The organism is Pantoea sp. FN0302 (assembly GCF_050113775.1).
In the GTDB taxonomy this organism is placed as follows: Bacteria; Pseudomonadota; Gammaproteobacteria; order Enterobacterales; family Enterobacteriaceae; genus Mixta; species Mixta alhagi.
Map to the genome: position 1 here is coordinate 105535 of NZ_JBNJSM010000001.1, position 17537 is coordinate 123071.

At 56.5% G+C, this 17537-nt stretch carries 17 protein-coding genes; 14 read left to right on the plus strand and 3 right to left on the minus strand.

What is annotated here, in order from left to right:
* The first annotated feature begins 100 nt into the window (after window positions 1-100).
* Together ACQE32_RS00530 and ACQE32_RS00535 are read left to right on the plus strand one after the other, a co-directional pair.
* The gene (locus ACQE32_RS00530; RefSeq protein WP_426971639.1) at window positions 101-748 is read left to right on the plus strand and encodes a DUF1007 family protein; all 648 of its coding nucleotides are present in this window, start codon (window positions 101-103) and stop codon (window positions 746-748) included.
* Window positions 739-1719: a nickel/cobalt transporter gene (locus ACQE32_RS00535; protein ID WP_427021178.1), complete on the plus strand. Its 981-nt coding sequence runs from the start codon at window positions 739-741 to the stop codon at window positions 1717-1719. Before ACQE32_RS00530 ends, ACQE32_RS00535 begins: the two co-directional genes overlap by 10 nt.
* Before the next feature lie 63 nt (window positions 1720-1782).
* On the opposite strand, the gene suhB is transcribed toward ACQE32_RS00535, so the two are convergent.
* Window positions 1783-2586: an inositol-1-monophosphatase gene (suhB, locus tag ACQE32_RS00540; protein WP_085070691.1), complete on the minus strand. Its 804-nt coding sequence runs from the start codon at window positions 2584-2586 to the stop codon at window positions 1783-1785.
* A 122-nt stretch (window positions 2587-2708) separates the two neighbouring features.
* Here suhB and trmJ point away from each other — a divergent pair, with 122 nt between their 5' ends.
* The 11 genes from trmJ to sseB all read left to right on the plus strand — a co-directional run bounded on the left by trmJ (window position 2709) and on the right by sseB (window position 11302).
* Window positions 2709-3437 carry a tRNA (cytosine(32)/uridine(32)-2'-O)-methyltransferase TrmJ gene (gene trmJ, locus ACQE32_RS00545; RefSeq protein ID WP_085070692.1) on the plus strand — a complete coding sequence of 243 codons (729 nt, stop codon included), beginning with the start codon at window positions 2709-2711 and terminating at the stop codon, window positions 3435-3437.
* A gap of 140 nt (window positions 3438-3577) precedes the next feature.
* Window positions 3578-4072: a Fe-S cluster assembly transcriptional regulator IscR gene (iscR, locus tag ACQE32_RS00550; protein ID WP_103060084.1), complete on the plus strand. Its 495-nt coding sequence runs from the start codon at window positions 3578-3580 to the stop codon at window positions 4070-4072.
* A 39-nt stretch (window positions 4073-4111) separates the two neighbouring features.
* Complete coding sequence (locus tag ACQE32_RS00555; RefSeq protein ID WP_426980654.1) at window positions 4112-5326, plus strand: IscS subfamily cysteine desulfurase; 1215 nt, start codon at window positions 4112-4114, stop codon at window positions 5324-5326.
* Window positions 5327-5350: 24 nt separating this feature from the next.
* Window positions 5351-5737, plus strand: coding sequence for a Fe-S cluster assembly scaffold IscU (gene iscU, locus ACQE32_RS00560; RefSeq protein WP_103060082.1), 387 nt, complete (start codon window positions 5351-5353; stop codon window positions 5735-5737).
* Window positions 5738-5746: 9 nt separating this feature from the next.
* Window positions 5747-6070: an iron-sulfur cluster assembly protein IscA gene (gene iscA, locus ACQE32_RS00565; protein ID WP_085070700.1), complete on the plus strand. Its 324-nt coding sequence runs from the start codon at window positions 5747-5749 to the stop codon at window positions 6068-6070.
* Window positions 6071-6152: 82 nt separating this feature from the next.
* The gene (gene hscB, locus ACQE32_RS00570; protein ID WP_426971644.1) at window positions 6153-6671 is read left to right on the plus strand and encodes a co-chaperone HscB; all 519 of its coding nucleotides are present in this window, start codon (window positions 6153-6155) and stop codon (window positions 6669-6671) included.
* A 14-nt stretch (window positions 6672-6685) separates the two neighbouring features.
* The gene (gene hscA, locus ACQE32_RS00575) at window positions 6686-8536 is read left to right on the plus strand and encodes a Fe-S protein assembly chaperone HscA (RefSeq protein WP_426980655.1); all 1851 of its coding nucleotides are present in this window, start codon (window positions 6686-6688) and stop codon (window positions 8534-8536) included.
* Window positions 8537-8539: 3 nt separating this feature from the next.
* Complete coding sequence (fdx, locus tag ACQE32_RS00580) at window positions 8540-8875, plus strand: ISC system 2Fe-2S type ferredoxin (RefSeq protein ID WP_085070706.1); 336 nt, start codon at window positions 8540-8542, stop codon at window positions 8873-8875.
* A gap of 52 nt (window positions 8876-8927) precedes the next feature.
* A complete protein-coding gene (gene iscX, locus ACQE32_RS00585) occupies window positions 8928-9128 on the plus strand; it encodes a Fe-S cluster assembly protein IscX (protein ID WP_085070708.1) in 201 nt (66 codons plus the stop codon).
* A 48-nt stretch (window positions 9129-9176) separates the two neighbouring features.
* Entirely contained in the window at window positions 9177-10463 is a 1287-nt protein-coding gene (pepB, locus tag ACQE32_RS00590) for an aminopeptidase PepB (RefSeq protein ID WP_426971646.1), read from the plus strand.
* A 59-nt stretch (window positions 10464-10522) separates the two neighbouring features.
* Window positions 10523-11302 carry an enhanced serine sensitivity protein SseB gene (gene sseB / locus ACQE32_RS00595; protein WP_427021179.1) on the plus strand — a complete coding sequence of 260 codons (780 nt, stop codon included), beginning with the start codon at window positions 10523-10525 and terminating at the stop codon, window positions 11300-11302.
* Window positions 11303-11397: 95 nt separating this feature from the next.
* Here the strand turns inward: sseB and sseA are convergent, their stop codons facing one another.
* Both sseA and ACQE32_RS00605 read right to left on the minus strand, forming a co-directional pair.
* Window positions 11398-12246: a 3-mercaptopyruvate sulfurtransferase gene (gene sseA, locus ACQE32_RS00600; RefSeq protein ID WP_426971650.1), complete on the minus strand. Its 849-nt coding sequence runs from the start codon at window positions 12244-12246 to the stop codon at window positions 11398-11400.
* Between the two features lie 55 nt (window positions 12247-12301).
* A complete protein-coding gene (locus tag ACQE32_RS00605; protein WP_250650597.1) occupies window positions 12302-12556 on the minus strand; it encodes a hypothetical protein in 255 nt (84 codons plus the stop codon).
* 9 nt (window positions 12557-12565) lie between these two features.
* Between ACQE32_RS00605 and ACQE32_RS00610 the strand changes: the two genes are divergently transcribed.
* Window positions 12566-17536: an alpha-2-macroglobulin family protein gene (locus ACQE32_RS00610; protein WP_427021180.1), complete on the plus strand. Its 4971-nt coding sequence runs from the start codon at window positions 12566-12568 to the stop codon at window positions 17534-17536.
* The last annotated feature ends 1 nt before the right edge of the window (window position 17537 follow it).

Sequence of the window (17537 nt, forward strand, 5' to 3'; positions counted from 1 at the left end):
CAAAAATAAGCATAGACAACCGGCGTGACAACAGATGCATGCCGACATATTTTTATCCAGACGTTAACCTGGCTCACAGAATTGCCGTACAGGAAGATGAATGACAGCGACCACCCTGATTAAACGCGCCGGTATTGGCTGCCTGACGCTACTCCTTTCGCCTTTAGCCTGGTCTCATCCGCACAGCTTTATTGCCATGCAAACCATGCCGGTGGTCAGTAATGATGCGCTGACCGGTTTAAAGATGGTCTGGACGATGGATGAGATCACCTCAGCGGATCTGCTATATGATGCCGGCGACGCCGAGCCCGGTTCACCGGTATGGAAAAAACTGGCGGCGGAAGTAATGGCTAACGTACTGGCACAGCACTATTTCACCGAGTTCTGGCATCGGGGCAAAGCGGTAAAGTTTGATAATCTGCCGCCATCTTACGCGCTGGCTCGCAACGGGGCGCAGGCGGTGCTGACATTTGTTTTGCCGCTGGCGCAGCCGCAGCCGTTGAAAGGCCAGACCTATACTTTTAGCTCTTTTGATCCCACCTATTTTGTCGATATGACCTGGAAGAATGCTCAGGCGTTAAGCCTGCCGGAACCGCTGGCGTCCCGCTGCAAAATGACGCTGCAAACGCCACAGCCGGATGCTGCGTTGAAAAATTTCGCCCTGTCGCTGGATAAAGCCGATGCGCCGCCGGAAAGCATGGACCTGGGCCGTCAGTTCGCTCAAACGGTAACGCTCTCATGTCAATGATTCTGCAACGCGATAACGCGCGCTGGCGCAGCCTGTGGCCGCTGTGGAGCGTACTGATGCTGGCGCTGCTGGGCGCGCTGGCCGCCTGGTGGTATTGGCCGCAGCTGCTGTGGCAAAGCGTTATCTGGCAAAAGGGTCTGCATCAGCAGATGATTGCTCTGTTGCAGCGAACGGCAGCGCATCCGCATCAGGCTGGGCTGGCCCTGCTGGGCTTTAGCCTGCTGTATGGCATTCTTCATGCCCTGGGGCCGGGACACGGTAAAGTGGTGATCGCCACCTTTCTCGCCACGCATCCTGTGCGCCTGAAAACCAGCCTGCGCCTGACGCTGGCCGCCGCGCTGGTGCAGGGGTTTGTGGCGGTAGCGCTGGTGACGTTGGTGTTAGTGATTCTGCAGGCCTCTTCCCGCCAGCTTCATCTCAGCAGCTACTGGCTGGAGAAGGGCAGCTATCTGCTGGTGGTCGGGCTTGGCGTCTGGCTGTGCTGGCGCGCGCTGCGTCAGTTGCGGCGTAACGGCGCGCTGCGCATTCAGCAGCTGCGTCCGCTTGATCATCAGCACGATGCGCACTGCGGCTGCGGTCACCAGAATCTGCCTGACGATCAGCAGCTGGCCCAGGCAACCAGCTGGAAAACGTCACTGCTGGTGGTACTGTCGATGGGGCTGCGCCCCTGTTCCGGCGCGATCATGATGCTGCTTTTTTCCCGGGTGATTGGCGTCTATGCATGGGGCGTGTTTAGCGCACTGGCGATGGCGCTGGGCACAGCGCTGACGGTCTCAATGATGGCGCTTTTGGTACACAGCTCGCGTACGCTGGCGATACGGCTGAACCGGCGCACTGCGCCTGCGCCCTGGCAACGCGTGGCGTTACAGAGCCTGGCGCTGGCAGGCGGTTTGCTGTTGATGACTGGCGGCGTCGTGCTGTGGCTCAGCGCGCAACCGGCGATTTCAGGCGGCCTGCGCGCGCTGCGCTGAAAAAAGATAAAAAAATGCCGCACCTTCCAGAAGAAGCGTGCGGCATTTCTCGCCAGCGTGAGATTAACGCTTCAGCGCATCGCTCAGCTCATCGCGCATGGAAGCCAGCATCGCTTTCACTACGCGCGGATTACCGGCAACGATATTACCAGAGGTCATAAAGCCATGATTACCGGTAAAGTCAGTTACCAGCGCGCCCGCTTCACGAGCAATCAGTTCGCCACCGGCGAAATCCCACGGCTTCAGGCCAATTTCAAAATAACCGTCAACGCGACCGGCAGCGACATAGCAGAGATCCAGCGCCGCTGAACCGGTACGACGGAAGTCCGCGCACTGGGTAAACAGCTTGCCAACCAGTTTCATATAGGTCGCAGCGTGCTGCTTCTGTTTGAACGGGAAGCCGGTTGCCAGAATGGTGCCGTCCAGATCGCGGGCATTGCTGCCACGCAGACGATAGCCGTTCAGCTGAGCGCCCTGGCCACGTACGGCGGAGAAGAGTTCGTTACGCATCGGATCGTAAACCACAGCCACTTCGGTGCGGCCTTTGATGCGCACAGCGATAGAGACCGCGAAATGCGGTAAGCGTTTAATAAAGTTGGTGGTGCCATCCAGCGGATCGATAATCCATTGTACATCCTGATCTTCTGCCGTCAGTTCACCACTCTCTTCACCGATAATAGTGTGCTGCGGATAAGATTTGCGAATCACCTCAATAATCAGGCGCTCGGCGTCGCGGTCAACATTGGTCACGAAATCGTTGCTGCCTTTCTGGCTAGCTTCAACGGCGTCCGGAGTTTCGTAATTTTTGGCGATTAAATTGCCGGCCTTGCGCGCAGCGCGCACGGCGATGTTGAGCATCGGATGCATCAGTATCTCTCACTGGATGTTAAAGAACGAGGAAAACGGCGCGGAGTATAGCAGGGAGATCGGAAAATGTCCTGCATTTATGTTAGCATCAACAAATTATCTCACCGACCTCCTTGAGTTATATGCTGCAAAATATTCGTATTGTGCTGGTGGAAACCTCTCACACTGGCAATATGGGTTCCGTCGCCCGCGCGATGAAAACTATGGGGCTGACTAACCTTTATCTGGTTAATCCGCTGGTTAAGCCTGATTCGCAGGCCATCTCGCTCGCCGCAGGGGCCAGCGATGTGATTGGCGATGCGGTAATTGTCGAATCGCTGGATGAAGCGATTGCCGGCTGTAGTCTGGTGGTCGGCACCAGCGCCCGTTCGCGTACGCTGCCCTGGCCGATGCTGGATGCGCGCGAGTGCGGCGTCAAATGTGTGGAAGAGGGCGCGCAGGCGCCGGTTGCCATCGTATTTGGTCGTGAACGCGTCGGCCTGACCAATGACGAACTGCAAAAATGTCACTATCACGTAGCGATCCCGGCTAACCCCGACTACAGCTCACTGAATCTGGCGATGGCCGTACAGATCCTGGCATATGAAGTGCGCATGGCTTTCCTGCAAAGCGATCGTGTAGAGCAGCCGCAGTATGAAGAGAGCCCCTATCCGCTTGTCGACGATCTGGAGCGCTTTTATCAGCATATGGAGCAGATGATGGTGACCAGCGGCTTTATTCGCCCGTCGAATCCGGGGCAGGTAATGAGCAAGCTGCGCCGCCTTTATACGCGTGCCCGCCCGGAGCGTGACGAGCTAAATATTCTGCGCGGCATGCTTGCCTCTTTTGAGAAAAAGCGCGGCGAAAATTAAGCATTGCCAGAGTACAAACGCAGCGGCTAATACTTGAGTGTTTTACCAGGTTAAATAGTTGACCAAAACACTCGGGAATGTCAGACTTGCGACCATCATATATCACTCCGAAACAGGGTATAACTGAGGGTCGCCAAGCTATGAGACTGACATCAAAAGGCCGTTACGCCGTTACTGCGATGCTTGACGTTGCACTGCACTCACATGAAGGGCCGGTGCCGCTGGCCGATATTTCAGAGCGCCAGGGGATCTCTCTCTCTTACCTTGAGCAGCTCTTTTCGCGCCTGCGTAAAAATGGCCTGGTGGCCAGCGTACGCGGACCGGGCGGTGGATATCTGCTGGGCAAAAGCGCGGCTGAAATTGCCGTTGGCGCGGTGATCACCGCTGTCGATGAGTCGGTTGACGCGACGCGCTGCCAGGGGAAAGAGGGCTGCCAGGGCGGTGAGCGCTGCCTGACGCACGTCCTGTGGCACGATTTAAGCGAGCGTATCAGCGATTTTCTCAACAACATTACGCTGGCTGAGCTGGTGAATAATAAAGAGATCCTTGATATAGCCGATCGTCAGAATAACGAAACGCGCCGTATGGCGAATGGCCGCACGCAGGAGACCATTAATATAAATCTGCGGGCCTGATAATTTTTGATTTGAAGCGATGTACGGAGCTTAAGAGCAATGAAATTACCGATTTACCTGGATTATTCCGCTACCACGCCGGCCGATCCGCGTGTGGCGGAAAAGATGATGCAGTATCTTACTCTGGACGGCACCTTCGGTAACCCGGCCTCCCGTTCCCACCGTTTTGGCTGGCAGTCGGAAGAGGCGGTTGATATTGCGCGCAACCAGGTCGCCGAGCTGGTAGGGGCTGACCCGCGTGAAATCGTGTTTACCTCTGGCGCGACCGAGTCTGACAACCTGGCTATCAAAGGCGCCGCCCAGTTTTATCAGAAAAAAGGCAAGCACATCATTACCAGCAAAACCGAACATAAAGCGGTGCTGGATACCTGTCGCCAGTTAGAGCGCGAAGGCTTTGAAGTGACTTATCTCGCGCCGCAGAGCAATGGCATTATTGATCTGCAGCAACTGGAAGCGGCGATGCGTGACGATACCGTTCTGGTTTCCATCATGCATGTTAATAACGAAATCGGCGTGGTGCAGGATATCGCGACCATCGGTGAAATGTGCCGTGCGCGCGGGATCATTTACCACGTTGATGCCACGCAAAGCGTTGGCAAACTGCCGATCGACCTCAGCCAGCTGAAAGTGGATCTGATGTCGTTCTCCGCGCACAAAATCTACGGTCCGAAAGGCATCGGCGCGCTTTACGTACGTCGCAAGCCGCGTATTCGTCTGGAAGCGCAAATCCACGGCGGCGGTCACGAACGCGGTATGCGTTCTGGTACTCTGCCGGTGCATCAGATTGTCGGCATGGGCGAAGCTTACCGTATCGCGAAACAAGAGATGGAAAGCGAAATGGCGCGCCTGCGCACGCTGCGTAACCGTCTGTGGGATGGCCTGAAAGATATCGAAGAAGTCTATCTTAACGGCGATCTGGAGCAGGGCGTACCGAACATTCTGAACGTCAGCTTCAACTATGTAGAAGGCGAGTCGCTGATCATGGCGCTGAAAGATCTGGCGGTTTCCTCTGGCTCCGCCTGTACTTCCGCCAGCCTGGAACCTTCTTACGTGCTGCGTGCGCTCGGTATGAGCGACGAGCTGGCACACAGTTCAATCCGTTTCTCCCTTGGCCGCTTCACGACTGAAGAAGAGATTGATTACACCATTGCACTGGTGCGCAAATCCATTGGCCGACTGCGCGAGCTTTCTCCACTGTGGGAAATGTTTAAAGCGGGCGTGGATTTGAACAGCATCGAATGGGCGCATCATTAATTTCAGGTTTCAGGAGAACAGATCATGGCTTACAGCGAAAAAGTAATCGATCATTACGAAAATCCACGCAACGTGGGATCTTTTGACAACAGCGATCCCTCTATCGGCAGCGGCATGGTCGGCGCACCGGCGTGCGGCGACGTTATGAAGCTGCAAATCAAGGTAAGCGACAGCGGCATTATTGAAGATGCGCGTTTCAAAACCTACGGTTGCGGTTCCGCTATCGCTTCCAGCTCGCTGATTACCGAATGGGTAAAAGGCAAGTCGCTTGATGAAGCCGCTGCGATTAAAAATACTCAGATCGCCGAAGAGCTGGAACTGCCGCCGGTGAAAATTCACTGCTCAATCCTGGCTGAAGACGCCATCAAGGCCGCCATCGCGGATTACAAGAGCAAGAAAGACGCACAGTAAGGGGGATTTATGTCTATTACCCTGAGCGACAGCGCGGCTTCCCGCGTAAGCAACTTTTTGCATAACCGTGGTAAAGGCTTTGGCTTACGTCTTGGCGTACGTACCTCTGGCTGTTCCGGCATGGCCTACGTGCTGGAATTTGTTGATGCGCCCCAGCCCGAAGATACCGTTTTCGAAGATAAAGGCGTTAACGTGGTTATCGATGCGAAAAGCCTGGTTTATCTCGATGGGACCGAGCTTGATTTCGTGAAGGAAGGCCTGAACGAAGGGTTCAGGTTCAATAACCCGAACATGAAAGATGAATGCGGCTGCGGAGAAAGCTTCAACGTTTAGCGTTGGCGCAGCAGCAGAATAAATCGCTCCGGGAACGGGGCGATTCTTTTTATGCATCCCTCTGTTATCAACTGAGTCTGCTATGGATTACTTCACTCTTTTTGGCCTGCCGCCCTCTTTTGAGATTGACACGGCAGAGCTCACCGCTCGTTTTCAGGCGCTGCAACGTCAGTTCCACCCCGATCGCTTCGCGTCACAGCCGGAGCGTGAACGCCTTCAGGCCTTACAGCAGGCCGCCACCATCAATCAAGGCTATCAGGCTCTGCGCCAGCCGCTGCCGCGCGCGGAATATCTGCTGTCGCTGCACGGTTTCGATATCAATAATGAACAGCATACGATGCGCGATACCGCCTTTCTGATGGAGCAGCTGGCGTTGCGGGAAGAGCTGGACGCGATAGAACAGGCGCCCGACGCCGAAGCGAAACTGCAAGCCTTTATGCAGCGGCTGGCAGCAATGATGCAGCAGCGCAGTCAGCAAATGCAGCAGGAACTGGCCGCTGCCCAGTGGGACGCGGCGGCAGATACGGTGCGCAAGCTGCGTTTTCTCGCTAAACTGCGCAGCCAGACAGAACAGCTGGAAGAGAAGCTGCTCGATTTCTAACCGGGAAAACTAACATGGCGTTATTACAAATTAGCGAGCCGGGTCTGAGTGCTGCCCCGCACCAGCGTCGTCTGGCCGTGGGAATCGATCTGGGCACCACTAACTCTTTGGTCGCCACCGTGCGCAGCGGACAGGCAGAAACCCTGCCCGATGCGCAGGGTCGTCACCTTTTGCCTTCGGTGGTGTGGTATCAGGCGCAGCAAAATTGCGTAGGATGGGAAGCGCGCCAGCAGGCGGCAACCGATCCGGTGAATACCATTAGTTCGGTTAAGCGTTTGATGGGCCGTTCGCTGGCCGATATTCAACAGCGTTATCCTCATCTTCCCTATCAACTGCTGCCCAGTGAAAACGGTCTGCCGATGATCCAGACGGCAGCGGGCATAGTGAATCCGGTACGCGTTTCTGCCGATATTCTGCAGGCGCTGGCCGAGCGTGCGCGTGAAAGCCTGCAGGGCGAGCTGGACGGCGTGGTAATTACCGTTCCCGCCTATTTCGATGATGCACAGCGTCAGGGGACCAAAGACGCCGCTCGTCTGGCGGGGTTAAAGGTGCTGCGTCTGCTGAACGAACCCACTGCGGCAGCGATCGCCTATGGCCTGGATTCAGGTCAGGAAGGGGTGATTGCGGTTTACGATCTCGGCGGCGGCACTTTCGATATTTCCGTGCTGCGCCTGAGCCGTGGCGTGTTTGAGGTGCTGGCGACCGGCGGCGATTCAGCGCTGGGCGGCGATGATTTCGACCATCTGCTGGCCGACTGGCTGCGTGAGCAGGCCGGGCTGCACGATCGTGGCGATCACAGCGTACAGCGGCAGCTGCTGGATAAGGCCATCGCCGCCAAAATCGCGCTGAGCGAACATGAGAGCGTTGCCGTAACGCTGGGCGAGTGGCAGGGCACGGTTACGCGCGCTGATTTCGATAACCTGATCGCCGGGCTGGTGAAGCGGACGCTGCTCTCCTGCCGCCGGGCGCTGAAAGATGCTGATGTCACGCCGGAAGAGGTGCTGGAAGTGGTGATGGTGGGCGGCTCGACGCGTGTCCCGCTGGTGCGTGAAAAGGTTGGCGAATTTTTTGGTCGTCAGCCGTTAACCACCATCGATCCGGATAAAGTGGTGGCCATCGGGGCGGCGATTCAGGCTGATATTCTGGCAGGTAACAAACCGGACAGCGATATGCTGCTGCTGGATGTGATCCCGCTCTCTTTAGGGCTGGAAACCATGGGCGGCCTGGTTGAGAAAATCATTCCGCGTAACACCACCATTCCGGTCGCGCGCGCCCAGGAATTTACCACCTTTAAAGATGGTCAAACGGCGATGAGCATGCATGTGCTGCAGGGCGAGCGTGAGCTGGTTGCCGATTGTCGTTCGCTGGCGCGTTTCGCGCTGCGCAATATTCCGGCCATGCCCGCTGGTGGTGCGCATATTCGTGTAACCTTTCAGGTGGATGCGGATGGGCTGCTGAGCGTGACTGCGATGGAAAAATCCACCGGCGTAGAAGCTTCGATTCAGGTTAAGCCCTCGTATGGACTGACCGAAAACGAAATTGCCAGCATGATTACCGACTCTATGGCCTATGCGCAGCAGGATGTGGCGGCGCGTAAGCTGGCCGAGCAGAAGGTTGAAGGCCTGCGGGTGCTGGAAAGCCTGGCCGGCGCGCTGGCGGAAGATGCCGCATTGCTGAGCGCAGATGAGTTACAGAAGATTCAACAGGCGCAGCAGCAGCTGCAGGAAACACTCCGCGCCGAAGAGGCCGATGCCATCAGCGCGGCGGTAAAACAACTTGATAAAGTAACCCAGGATTTTGCCGCCCGTCGTATGGACAACTCAGTCCGTCGCGCGCTGGCCGGTCATTCTGTGGATGAGGTTTGATCAATGCCGAAGATTGTCTTTTTACCCCATAAGGACCTGCTGCCGGAAGGCGGCGTATTTGACGCCGCACAGGGCGATACTATTCTTGACGTCGCGCTGCGCAACGGCATTGAGCTTGAGCATGCCTGTGAAAAATCCTGTGCCTGCACCACCTGCCACTGCATCGTGCGTGAAGGATTCGATTCACTGCCGGAAAGCAGCGAAGATGAAGATGATATGCTGGATAAAGCCTGGGGATTGGAGCCGGAAAGCCGTCTCAGCTGCCAGGCGCGCGTAACGGATGAAGACCTGGTAGTGGAGCTTCCACGCTATACCATCAACCACGCACGCGAACATTAATCATTACGCGGGCCGGCCTTAAAGCCGGCCCGTTTTCGTCTGAGGAGAAATTGTGGGACTGAAATGGACCGACAGCCGTGAAATCGGCGAAGCCTTGTACGATGCTTATCCTGATACCGACCCAAAAACGGTACGCTTTACCGATATGCATCAATGGATTTGTCAGCTGGAAGGGTTTGATGATAATCCTGATGCATCCAGTGAAAAAATTCTTGAAGCGATACTGCTGGTTTGGCTGGATGAGTTTGAGTAACTCCGGCAGCTTCATTCTCGTTTCAGAAAAATATAAAGGGACACAAAAATGACCACTGAAAAGATGAATATCGCGCTGTCGACCACGGCTGCGGATGCACGTTGGGGCGAAAAAGCGATCCTCAGCAGCAACCAGGAAGGAATGACGATCCACCTGAACGGCAGCGATGCGCTGGCAACCATTCAGCGCGCCGCGCGTAAAATTGACGGTCAGGGCATTCGCCATGTGACGTTGAGCGGCGACGGCTGGGATTTGGAAAAAAGCTGGGCGTTTTGGCAAGGCTATCGCGGACCAAAAGGCGAACGCAGCGTTGACTGGGCACCGCTCAGCGACAGCGATCGCCAGGAGCTGGAGCGCCGTCTGAACATCATCGACTGGGTACGCAATGTGATTAACCAGCCGGCTGAAGAGCTGGGCCCGGAGCAACTGGCGCGGCGCGCGGTTGATCTGATCAGCAAATATGCCGGCGATGCGGTGAGTTACCGTATCACCAAGGGTGAAGATCTGCGCGAGCAAAACTATATGGGTTTGCATACCGTGGGCCGTGGCTCGTCGCGCAGTCCGGTCCTGCTGGCGCTGGATTATAATCCGGGCGGTGACGAAAATACCCCGGTTTACGCCTGTCTGGTAGGCAAAGGCATTACCTTTGATACCGGCGGCTACAGCCTGAAGCAAAGCGCCTTTATGGACTCCATGAAGTCCGATATGGGCGGCGCAGCAACCGTTACCGGCGCGTTAGGGCTGGCGATTGCGCGCGGCCTGAAAAAACGCGTAAAACTCTATCTTTGCTGTGCAGACAATATGGTGAGCGGCAACGCTTTCCGCCTGGGCGATATTATTCGCTACCGCAACGGCAAAACCGTTGAGGTCATGAATACCGATGCGGAAGGGCGTCTGGTTCTGGCGGATGGCCTGATTGATGCCAGCCAGCAGCAGCCGGAGCTGCTTATTGATGCGGCTACGCTGACCGGCGCTGCAAAAACCGCACTGGGCAACGATTATCACGCGCTGTTTACCTTTGACGATCGGCTGGCGCAGGAGCTGTTAAACAGCGCCGCCAGCGAAAACGAAGCGTTCTGGCGTCTGCCGCTGGCGGAGTTCCATCGGACTCATCTGTCATCCAACTTTGCCGATCTGAACAATATTGCCGGTGCGGCACATACCGCAGGCGCAAGTACGGCCGCTGCGTTCCTGTCGCATTTTGTCAGTAACTATCAGCAGGGCTGGCTGCATATTGATTGTTCCGCTACCTATCGTAAAGGCGCGGTTGAACAGTGGGCAGCCGGTGCGACCGGGCTTGGCGTGCGCACCATCGCTAATCTGCTGCTGAAATAAGCGCCTGGGGCCAGCCTGGTTCTGGCCCCGTTAAACAAGACAGAAAGAGCATGAATCACATGGAAACAAACGCTAACGCACGTCTGGAAAAGGTGCTGGAACTGGCGGCGACCGAGCCTGCGCATCGGCCAGAGTTTTTTACCCTGCTGATGGAAGCCAGCGTTTGGGTGCCGGGCAGCAGCACTGATGAAAAGCTGGATGCCAGCACGCCGGTAGAGCTACAGCACTGGGAAAAGGAAGATGGCACCAGCGTGATTCCTTTTTTTACCTCCGAAGCGGCGATGGCGGAAGCGACAGAGGGCGAACAGTCTTATGTCATTCTGCCGGTACGCACGCTGTTTGAGATGACGCAGGGCGAAACGCTGTTTCTTAATCCCAAACTGCCAGCGGGGAAAGAGTTCTCTCCACGCGAGATTGCTCATCTGCTGGGGGAAGAGGGCGATGCGCTAAGCCAGCAAACGGTGCTGGAGGGCGGTACGCCGCTGCTGCTATCGGAAGTTGCCGAGCCGCCTGCGCAGATGATCGATTCTTTAACGCAGCTGTTAAGCAAATATAAGCAGGTGCGCCGGGCGTTTGTTGCGCATATCAAAGAGCAGGCAGACGATCGACCTAATCTGCTGATCGCTATTGAGGCGGATGAGGATATCGATAAGATCATTCGCGCTGTAGGGGCGGTCGCCACCGATACGGTGCTGGATGATGAACCGGTGGATATCTGCCAAATCGTCGAAGGCGAGAAGGGCATCAGCCATTTCTTCACGGCGCACATTACGCCGTTTTATGAACGACGCTGGGGAAGTTTCCTGCGTGAGTTCAAAGGCGGCCAGCGCATTATCTAAGTTGGCTTCGCCGCCGCGCAGAGCGTATAAATGATTAAAGGGTCGCCTGGCGACCCTTCTTTATTGTGGCGATGCCTTACCCCAGGCCGCGGCGCTTAGTGCGACGTGGCAACAGGCAGATCGTCGCGGCTGCCCCATTCGCTCCATGAACCGTCATACAGTTTAACCTCTTTGATACCCAGCGCTGCTAGCGCCAGGATAGCGACCGCCGCCGTGACGCCAGAACCGCAGCTGGCTACGATAGGCTGGGTTAAGTCTACGCCCTGACGCTGAAAAATGGCGCGTAGCTCCGCTTCCGGCTTCAGTTGACCGTTCATCACCAACTCACCCCAGGGGACATTCCTGCTGCCGGGGATATGGCCGCGACGCAGGCCTGGACGCGGCTCGTCAACTTCGCCTGCGAAGCGATTGGCCGGGCGCGCATCAATCAGCTGCGCGGTGCCTTCATGGCTGATCAACAGCACGTCAGTAACGCTTTTCACCAACTGCGGATCGTAGTGTGCTTCAAACTCCGCTTCCGGCAGATCGACATCGCCGGTTTGCAGCGCATAGCCAGCCTGCTTCCAGCCTGCCAGGCCGCCCGCCAGCAGTGAAACCCGTTCAACGCCGAAGGCGCGCAGCATCCACCAGGCGCGTGGCGCTGAAAACAGATTGCCCTCATCATATACCACCAGATGTTTTGTGCTGTCGATGCCCAGCTCTCGCATCGCCACCGCAAAAGTTTCCGGACGCGGCATCATATGTGGATAAGGGCTGTTACGATCGGAGAGCTGCTCAATATCAAAAAAAGGCGCATTGGGCAGGTGTCCCGCCGCGTATTCGGCATGCATATCCCGTAAGTGCTCCTGACCCGCAGGCGCCATACGCGCGTCGATAATCTGCAAATCTGCATCGTTCTGATGTTCAGCTAACCACTGAGCGGTTACAAAGAGAGCGGATGTCATAACAACCTCAATATCCAATGATGTGCTGTGAGTGTCGACGATCTCGCAGCCCAGCTCAAGGCCCAATCTTTGATGCTGCGTTCATGATTACAGATTCGGAAAAGCAGCCGCAAAAAGCGAAATATTTTTCCTCAGGGTTACATTTGTTTTGCGGCACTCGCCGCAATAACCTCTCTTCGTCACGATAAGCGCTTGCCAGAATTTGTAAACAGAGCAATAAGGTGCTGCGCAGGAAATTATTCAGGCTTGTTAAATTTTCTCTCTGTTCAGGCGATAATGCCGCTCTGATTTTACAAGGCACTTTTGCCATGGAGTAACTATGTCCCGGTTAAGGTATAAAGCTGGCGCCGCCTGGCTGCTGTCGCTAATGCTGCTGAGCGGCTGTGATGATAACAATTCCGATACGCCGTTGAAGGCCGCCGCCAGTCAACCAACGGCCACAGCCAGGAGCAGCGCAACTGAGCTTAGCGCTGAACAGCGGGCCGCACAGCAGGCGCGAGAGCAGGGCAAGCCGCTGCAGGTTATCGATATTTCAGAAGTGCAGCTCGACGGCGCCGGCACGCTGGTGGTGACCTTTTCCGTTTCGTTGAATGAGCAGCAAAACTTTAATCAATATGCTCATATCGCAGACAGCAAAAGCGGCGCACTGGAGGGCGGCTGGGAGCTTTCACCTAACCGTAAAGAGCTGCGTTTTCGTCATCTGGAACCAGCAAGAGAACTCAAGGTGCGTGTTGATAGCGGGCTGAAAGCCGCTAACGGCGCCACGCTGGAAAAAGCGGCGGAACAGATGCTGACCACGCGTGATATACAGCCGATGGTAGGGTTCGCCAGCCGTGGATCGCTGTTGCCGACGCGCATCACAACGGGGCTGCCGGTAATGGCGCTTAACGTCAATCAGGTGGATGTTGATTTCTTCCGCATTAAAATGGCCTCCCTGCCGGCGTTTATTGCCGACTGGCAGTATGGCAACAGCCTGCAAACCTGGCAGTCTGAATCGCTGCTGCAAAAGGCGGATCTGGTTTATACCGGACGTTTTGATTTGAACCCGGTACGCAATACGCGCGAACAGCTCCAGCTGCCGCTGGGGGATATTAAGCCGCTGTCGCAGCCAGGCGTCTATCTGGCCGTTATGAAGCAGGCGGGAACTTACAGCTACACCAATGCCGCTACGCTCTTCACGCTCAGCGATATTGGCCTCTCGCTGCATCAGTTCCCACAGCGAGTGGATCTCTTTAGCCAGCGGCTGGAGGATGGCGCGTCGCTGGATGGCGTGGCTCTGAGCATGCTGGATGAAAAAGGGCATATCTTAAGCCAGGCCACCACCGATGATCAGGGGCATGCGACACTGCCCTGGCAGGCCAAAGCGAAGTTGATCCTCGCAACCAAAAACGATCAAACGTCGCTGATCGATCTTAGTCGCCCGGCGCTGGATCTGGCGGAGTTTGCCGTTGCCGGGCCTGAAGGCTATGACAAACAGCTGTTTATTTTCGGGCCGCGCGATCTCTACCGCCCAGGCGAGACGCTGATCGCTAATGCGCTGATGCGCGACGCGGATGGCAAACCGCTGCCACCGCAGCCGGTAAAGTTAGATATTGTGAAGCCGGATGGTGACACGGCACGCACCCTGACCTGGCAGCCGGAAAACGGCCTGTGGCAGCTGCGTTATCCGTTACCAAAAGATGCGCCGACCGGGCGCTGGATGCTACGGGTGGATGCGGGCGATGGCCGTCCGCGTCAGTGGCCGTTTAGCGTCGAAGATTTTATGCCGGAGCGCATGGCGCTCAGCCTGACAGCCAGCGATCGGCCTGTATCACCAACCAGCGATATCAACTTTCACGTCAGCGGACGTTATCTGTATGGCGCGCCGGCTGCAGGCAATCGCCTGCAGGGGCAGCTGTTTTTGCGTCCCGATCGCGAAGCGGTGAAAAGCCTGCCTGGCTATCAGTTCGGCGATATTAATGAGCAGGGGCTGAAGCGCAATCTGGATGAAATCGATTTGACGCTGGATACGCAGGGCAAGGCGTCGGTCGCCGCGCCTGCCTCCTGGCAGGAAATAGCTTCGCCAGCTCGTCTTATTCTGCAGGCCAGCCTGCTGGAAAGCGGTGGGCGTCCGGTTACACGTCGCGTTAGCCAGGCGATCTGGCCTGCCGAGGTGCTGCCGGGCATCCGCCCATTATTTGCCAGTAAAGAGGTTTATGATTACCGCAACGACACCACCCTCATGCAGCCGGTTGTCGATGAGAACAGCAGCGCAGAATTCAGCATTGTGCTGGCTAATGCGCGCGGCGAAAAAATAACCGATCAGCAGGTTGAAGTACGGCTGATCCGTGAACGACGTGACTATTACTGGAGTTTCGCCGAAGGCGATGGCTGGCAGTCACGTTATGATCAAAAAGATCTGGTTGAAGAGACGCGCCAGATAACGCTTAGCGCTGAAGGCGAGGCCAGAGTCGCTTTCCCGGTAGAGTGGGGCTCATATCGAATCGAAGCGGTTGCGCCTGACAGTGAGCGCCGCAGTAGCATACGTTTTTGGGCAGGCTACAGCTGGCAGGATAATACTGATGGCACCGGCGCGGTGCGGCCCGATCAGGTGAAACTCAAGCTGGATAAAGCCAACTATCAGCCGGGCGACAGGGCGATGGTACAGATAGAAGCGCCTGCTGCAGGCAAAGGCTATCTGCTGGTGGAGTCAAGTGGCGGTCCGCTCTGGTGGCAAACAGTCGATGTACCTGCCGGGGGCATCCAGGTGGCGGTTCCTGTCGATAAGGCGTGGCGTCGTCACGACCTTTACTTCAGCGCGCTGGTTATTCGTCCCGGAGATAAAGCGCAGGGCATTACGCCGAAGCGCGCCGTAGGAATTTTACATTTACCGATGCAGGACGAGGCGCGCCGACTGAATCTGACGCTAACGGCGCCGCAAAAAATACGACCAAACCAAAACCTCACGATAAAGGTAAAGGCATCGAGCGCAGGCGGTGATATGCCGAAGCAGGTGCAGGTACTGTTGTCGGCTGTTGATAGCGGTGTATTGAACATTACTGACTATAAAACGCCCGATCCTTATGCTGCTTTTTTTGGACGTAAGCGCTATAACGCCGATCAGTATGATGTCTATGGACAGCTAATCGAAGGGCAGGGGCGGCTGGCCGCGTTGCGCTTCGGTGGAGATGGCGATGAAGGCGATCCTTTAAAGCGCGGCGGGCAACAGCCGGTTAATCATGTCAATATTCTGGCTACACAGCTTCAGCCGGTTACGCTGGATGCCAACGGCGAGGGCACCATTACGCTGCCGATACCGGAGTTTAACGGGGAGATGCGGCTGATGGCGCAGGCATGGAGCGAGGATCGCTTCGGCCAGAGTGAAAGCACCGTGGTGGTTGCCGCGCCGTTAATTACTCAAATGGCATCGCCGCGCTTTCTGGCTGGCGGAGACAGCAGCCGTCTGGCGCTGGATATCACCAACCTCACAGAAAGGCCGCAAACATTGACAGTTAACCTGCAGGCCAGTGGTCTGGTAACGCTGATGGATCCGTCGCCGCACCAGATAAGCCTGCGTCCGGGAGAGCGCACCACGCTATTGGTGCCGGTCAGTGCCGCAATGGGTTATGGCGAAGGCAGTATTGAGGCTCTTATTACAGGCGTGGAAATTCCGGGCGAAAATGTGGCACCGGGTAAAGGCCGTTGGGTCCTTGGCGTACGGCCCGCCTGGCCCGCAGAGACGCGCAGTTTTAACGCTGTTATACGCCCCGGGACGCCGTGGCAGTTGCCTGCTGAAAACTTCAGCGGACTGGAGCCTGCGACAGTACAGAGCCAGTTGGCGCTGAGTGGCCGTCCGCCACTTAACATTGCACGTTATATCAGCGAGCTTTATGCCTGGCCTTACGGTTGCCTGGAGCAAACTATTAGCGGTTTGTGGCCCTCGCTATACACCAATCATAAAGAGTTGACGGCCCTGGGCATTAAAAGCGGTAGCGATAGCGAGCGACACGCGGCGATTGAAACCGGGATTGATCGTATCGGCCAGATGCAGCGCTATAACGGCGGCTTTGGTTTATGGGGTAAGGAGAGCGCCGAAGAATTCTGGCTTACAGCCTATGCGATGGATTTCCTGACGCGCGCAGGCGAGCAGGGCTATCATCCTGATAAGACGATCCTGGCCAAAGGCAATGAGCGTCTGCTGCGCTACCTGCAGGATGGCAATCAAATAGAGGTGTATTACAGCAATGATGCTGCGGCAACGCGCTTTAACGTGCAGTCTTACGCTGCGCTGGTTCTGGCACGTCAGCAAAAAGCGCCGCTGGGGGCATTGCGTGCGCTGTATGAACAGCGAGCACAGGCAAAATCGGGCCTGGCGCTGGTGCAGCTGGGCGTGGCGCTGAAGCTGATGGGCGATACGCCACGCGCCAACGCGCTGCTGGACCAGGGCATACATAGCGTGCGTCCCGCCCATTTTTACTGGCTGGAAGATTACGGCAGCCCGTTGCGTGACAGTGCGCAAATTGTCACCCTGCTGCGCGAGTATCAGTTACTGCCGGAAGCGCAGGACAATTTAATTATTGCTCTGGCGCAACAGCTTAACGGGAAGCAGTGGCTATCGACGCAGGAAAACAATGCGCTATTTCTTGCAGCACATACGCTGGAGCAAGATGAAAGCACGGCGTGGCAGGTAAGGCTCAATGAGCAGGAGGCGCTGATTAGCGGCAATAAAACCCGCATTCTGCCGCCTGGCGAGTCGCTGCTTGATGCTGGGATAACGGTAAACAGCCTGAGCGAGGCCCCGGTATATGGCCGCCTGGAGGTAGTCGGCTACCCGCAGATCCCGCCGCCGGCGTCCAGTCATAACCTTGCTGTGCGTCGTGAATATCTCGATCTCAATGGCAACCCCTTGTCTCTGACAGCAGTGAAAAGTGGCCAACTGATATTGGTGCATCTCACCGTCTCGGCTACCGACCGTGTGCCGGATGCGCTGGTTACCGATCTGCTTCCTGCGGGGCTGGAGCTGGAGAATCAGAACCTTGCCAGCGCCAGCGCCAGCCTGGGCGAAAGCGCGGCGAACGTGCAGGAGTTGATGAATGATATGCAGCAGGTCAGCATTAAGCACATGGAGTTTCGTGACGATCGCTTTGTTGCCGCTATTGATGTGGACAACTACCGGCCCGCTCAACTGCTCTATTTAGCGCGAGCGGTTACGCCAGGTAACTATCAGGTTCCGGCGCCGCAGGTGGAATCGATGTATGTGCCGCAGTGGCGCGCAACCGGTGAAACGCCGGCGCGGCTGACGGTTCGCTAAC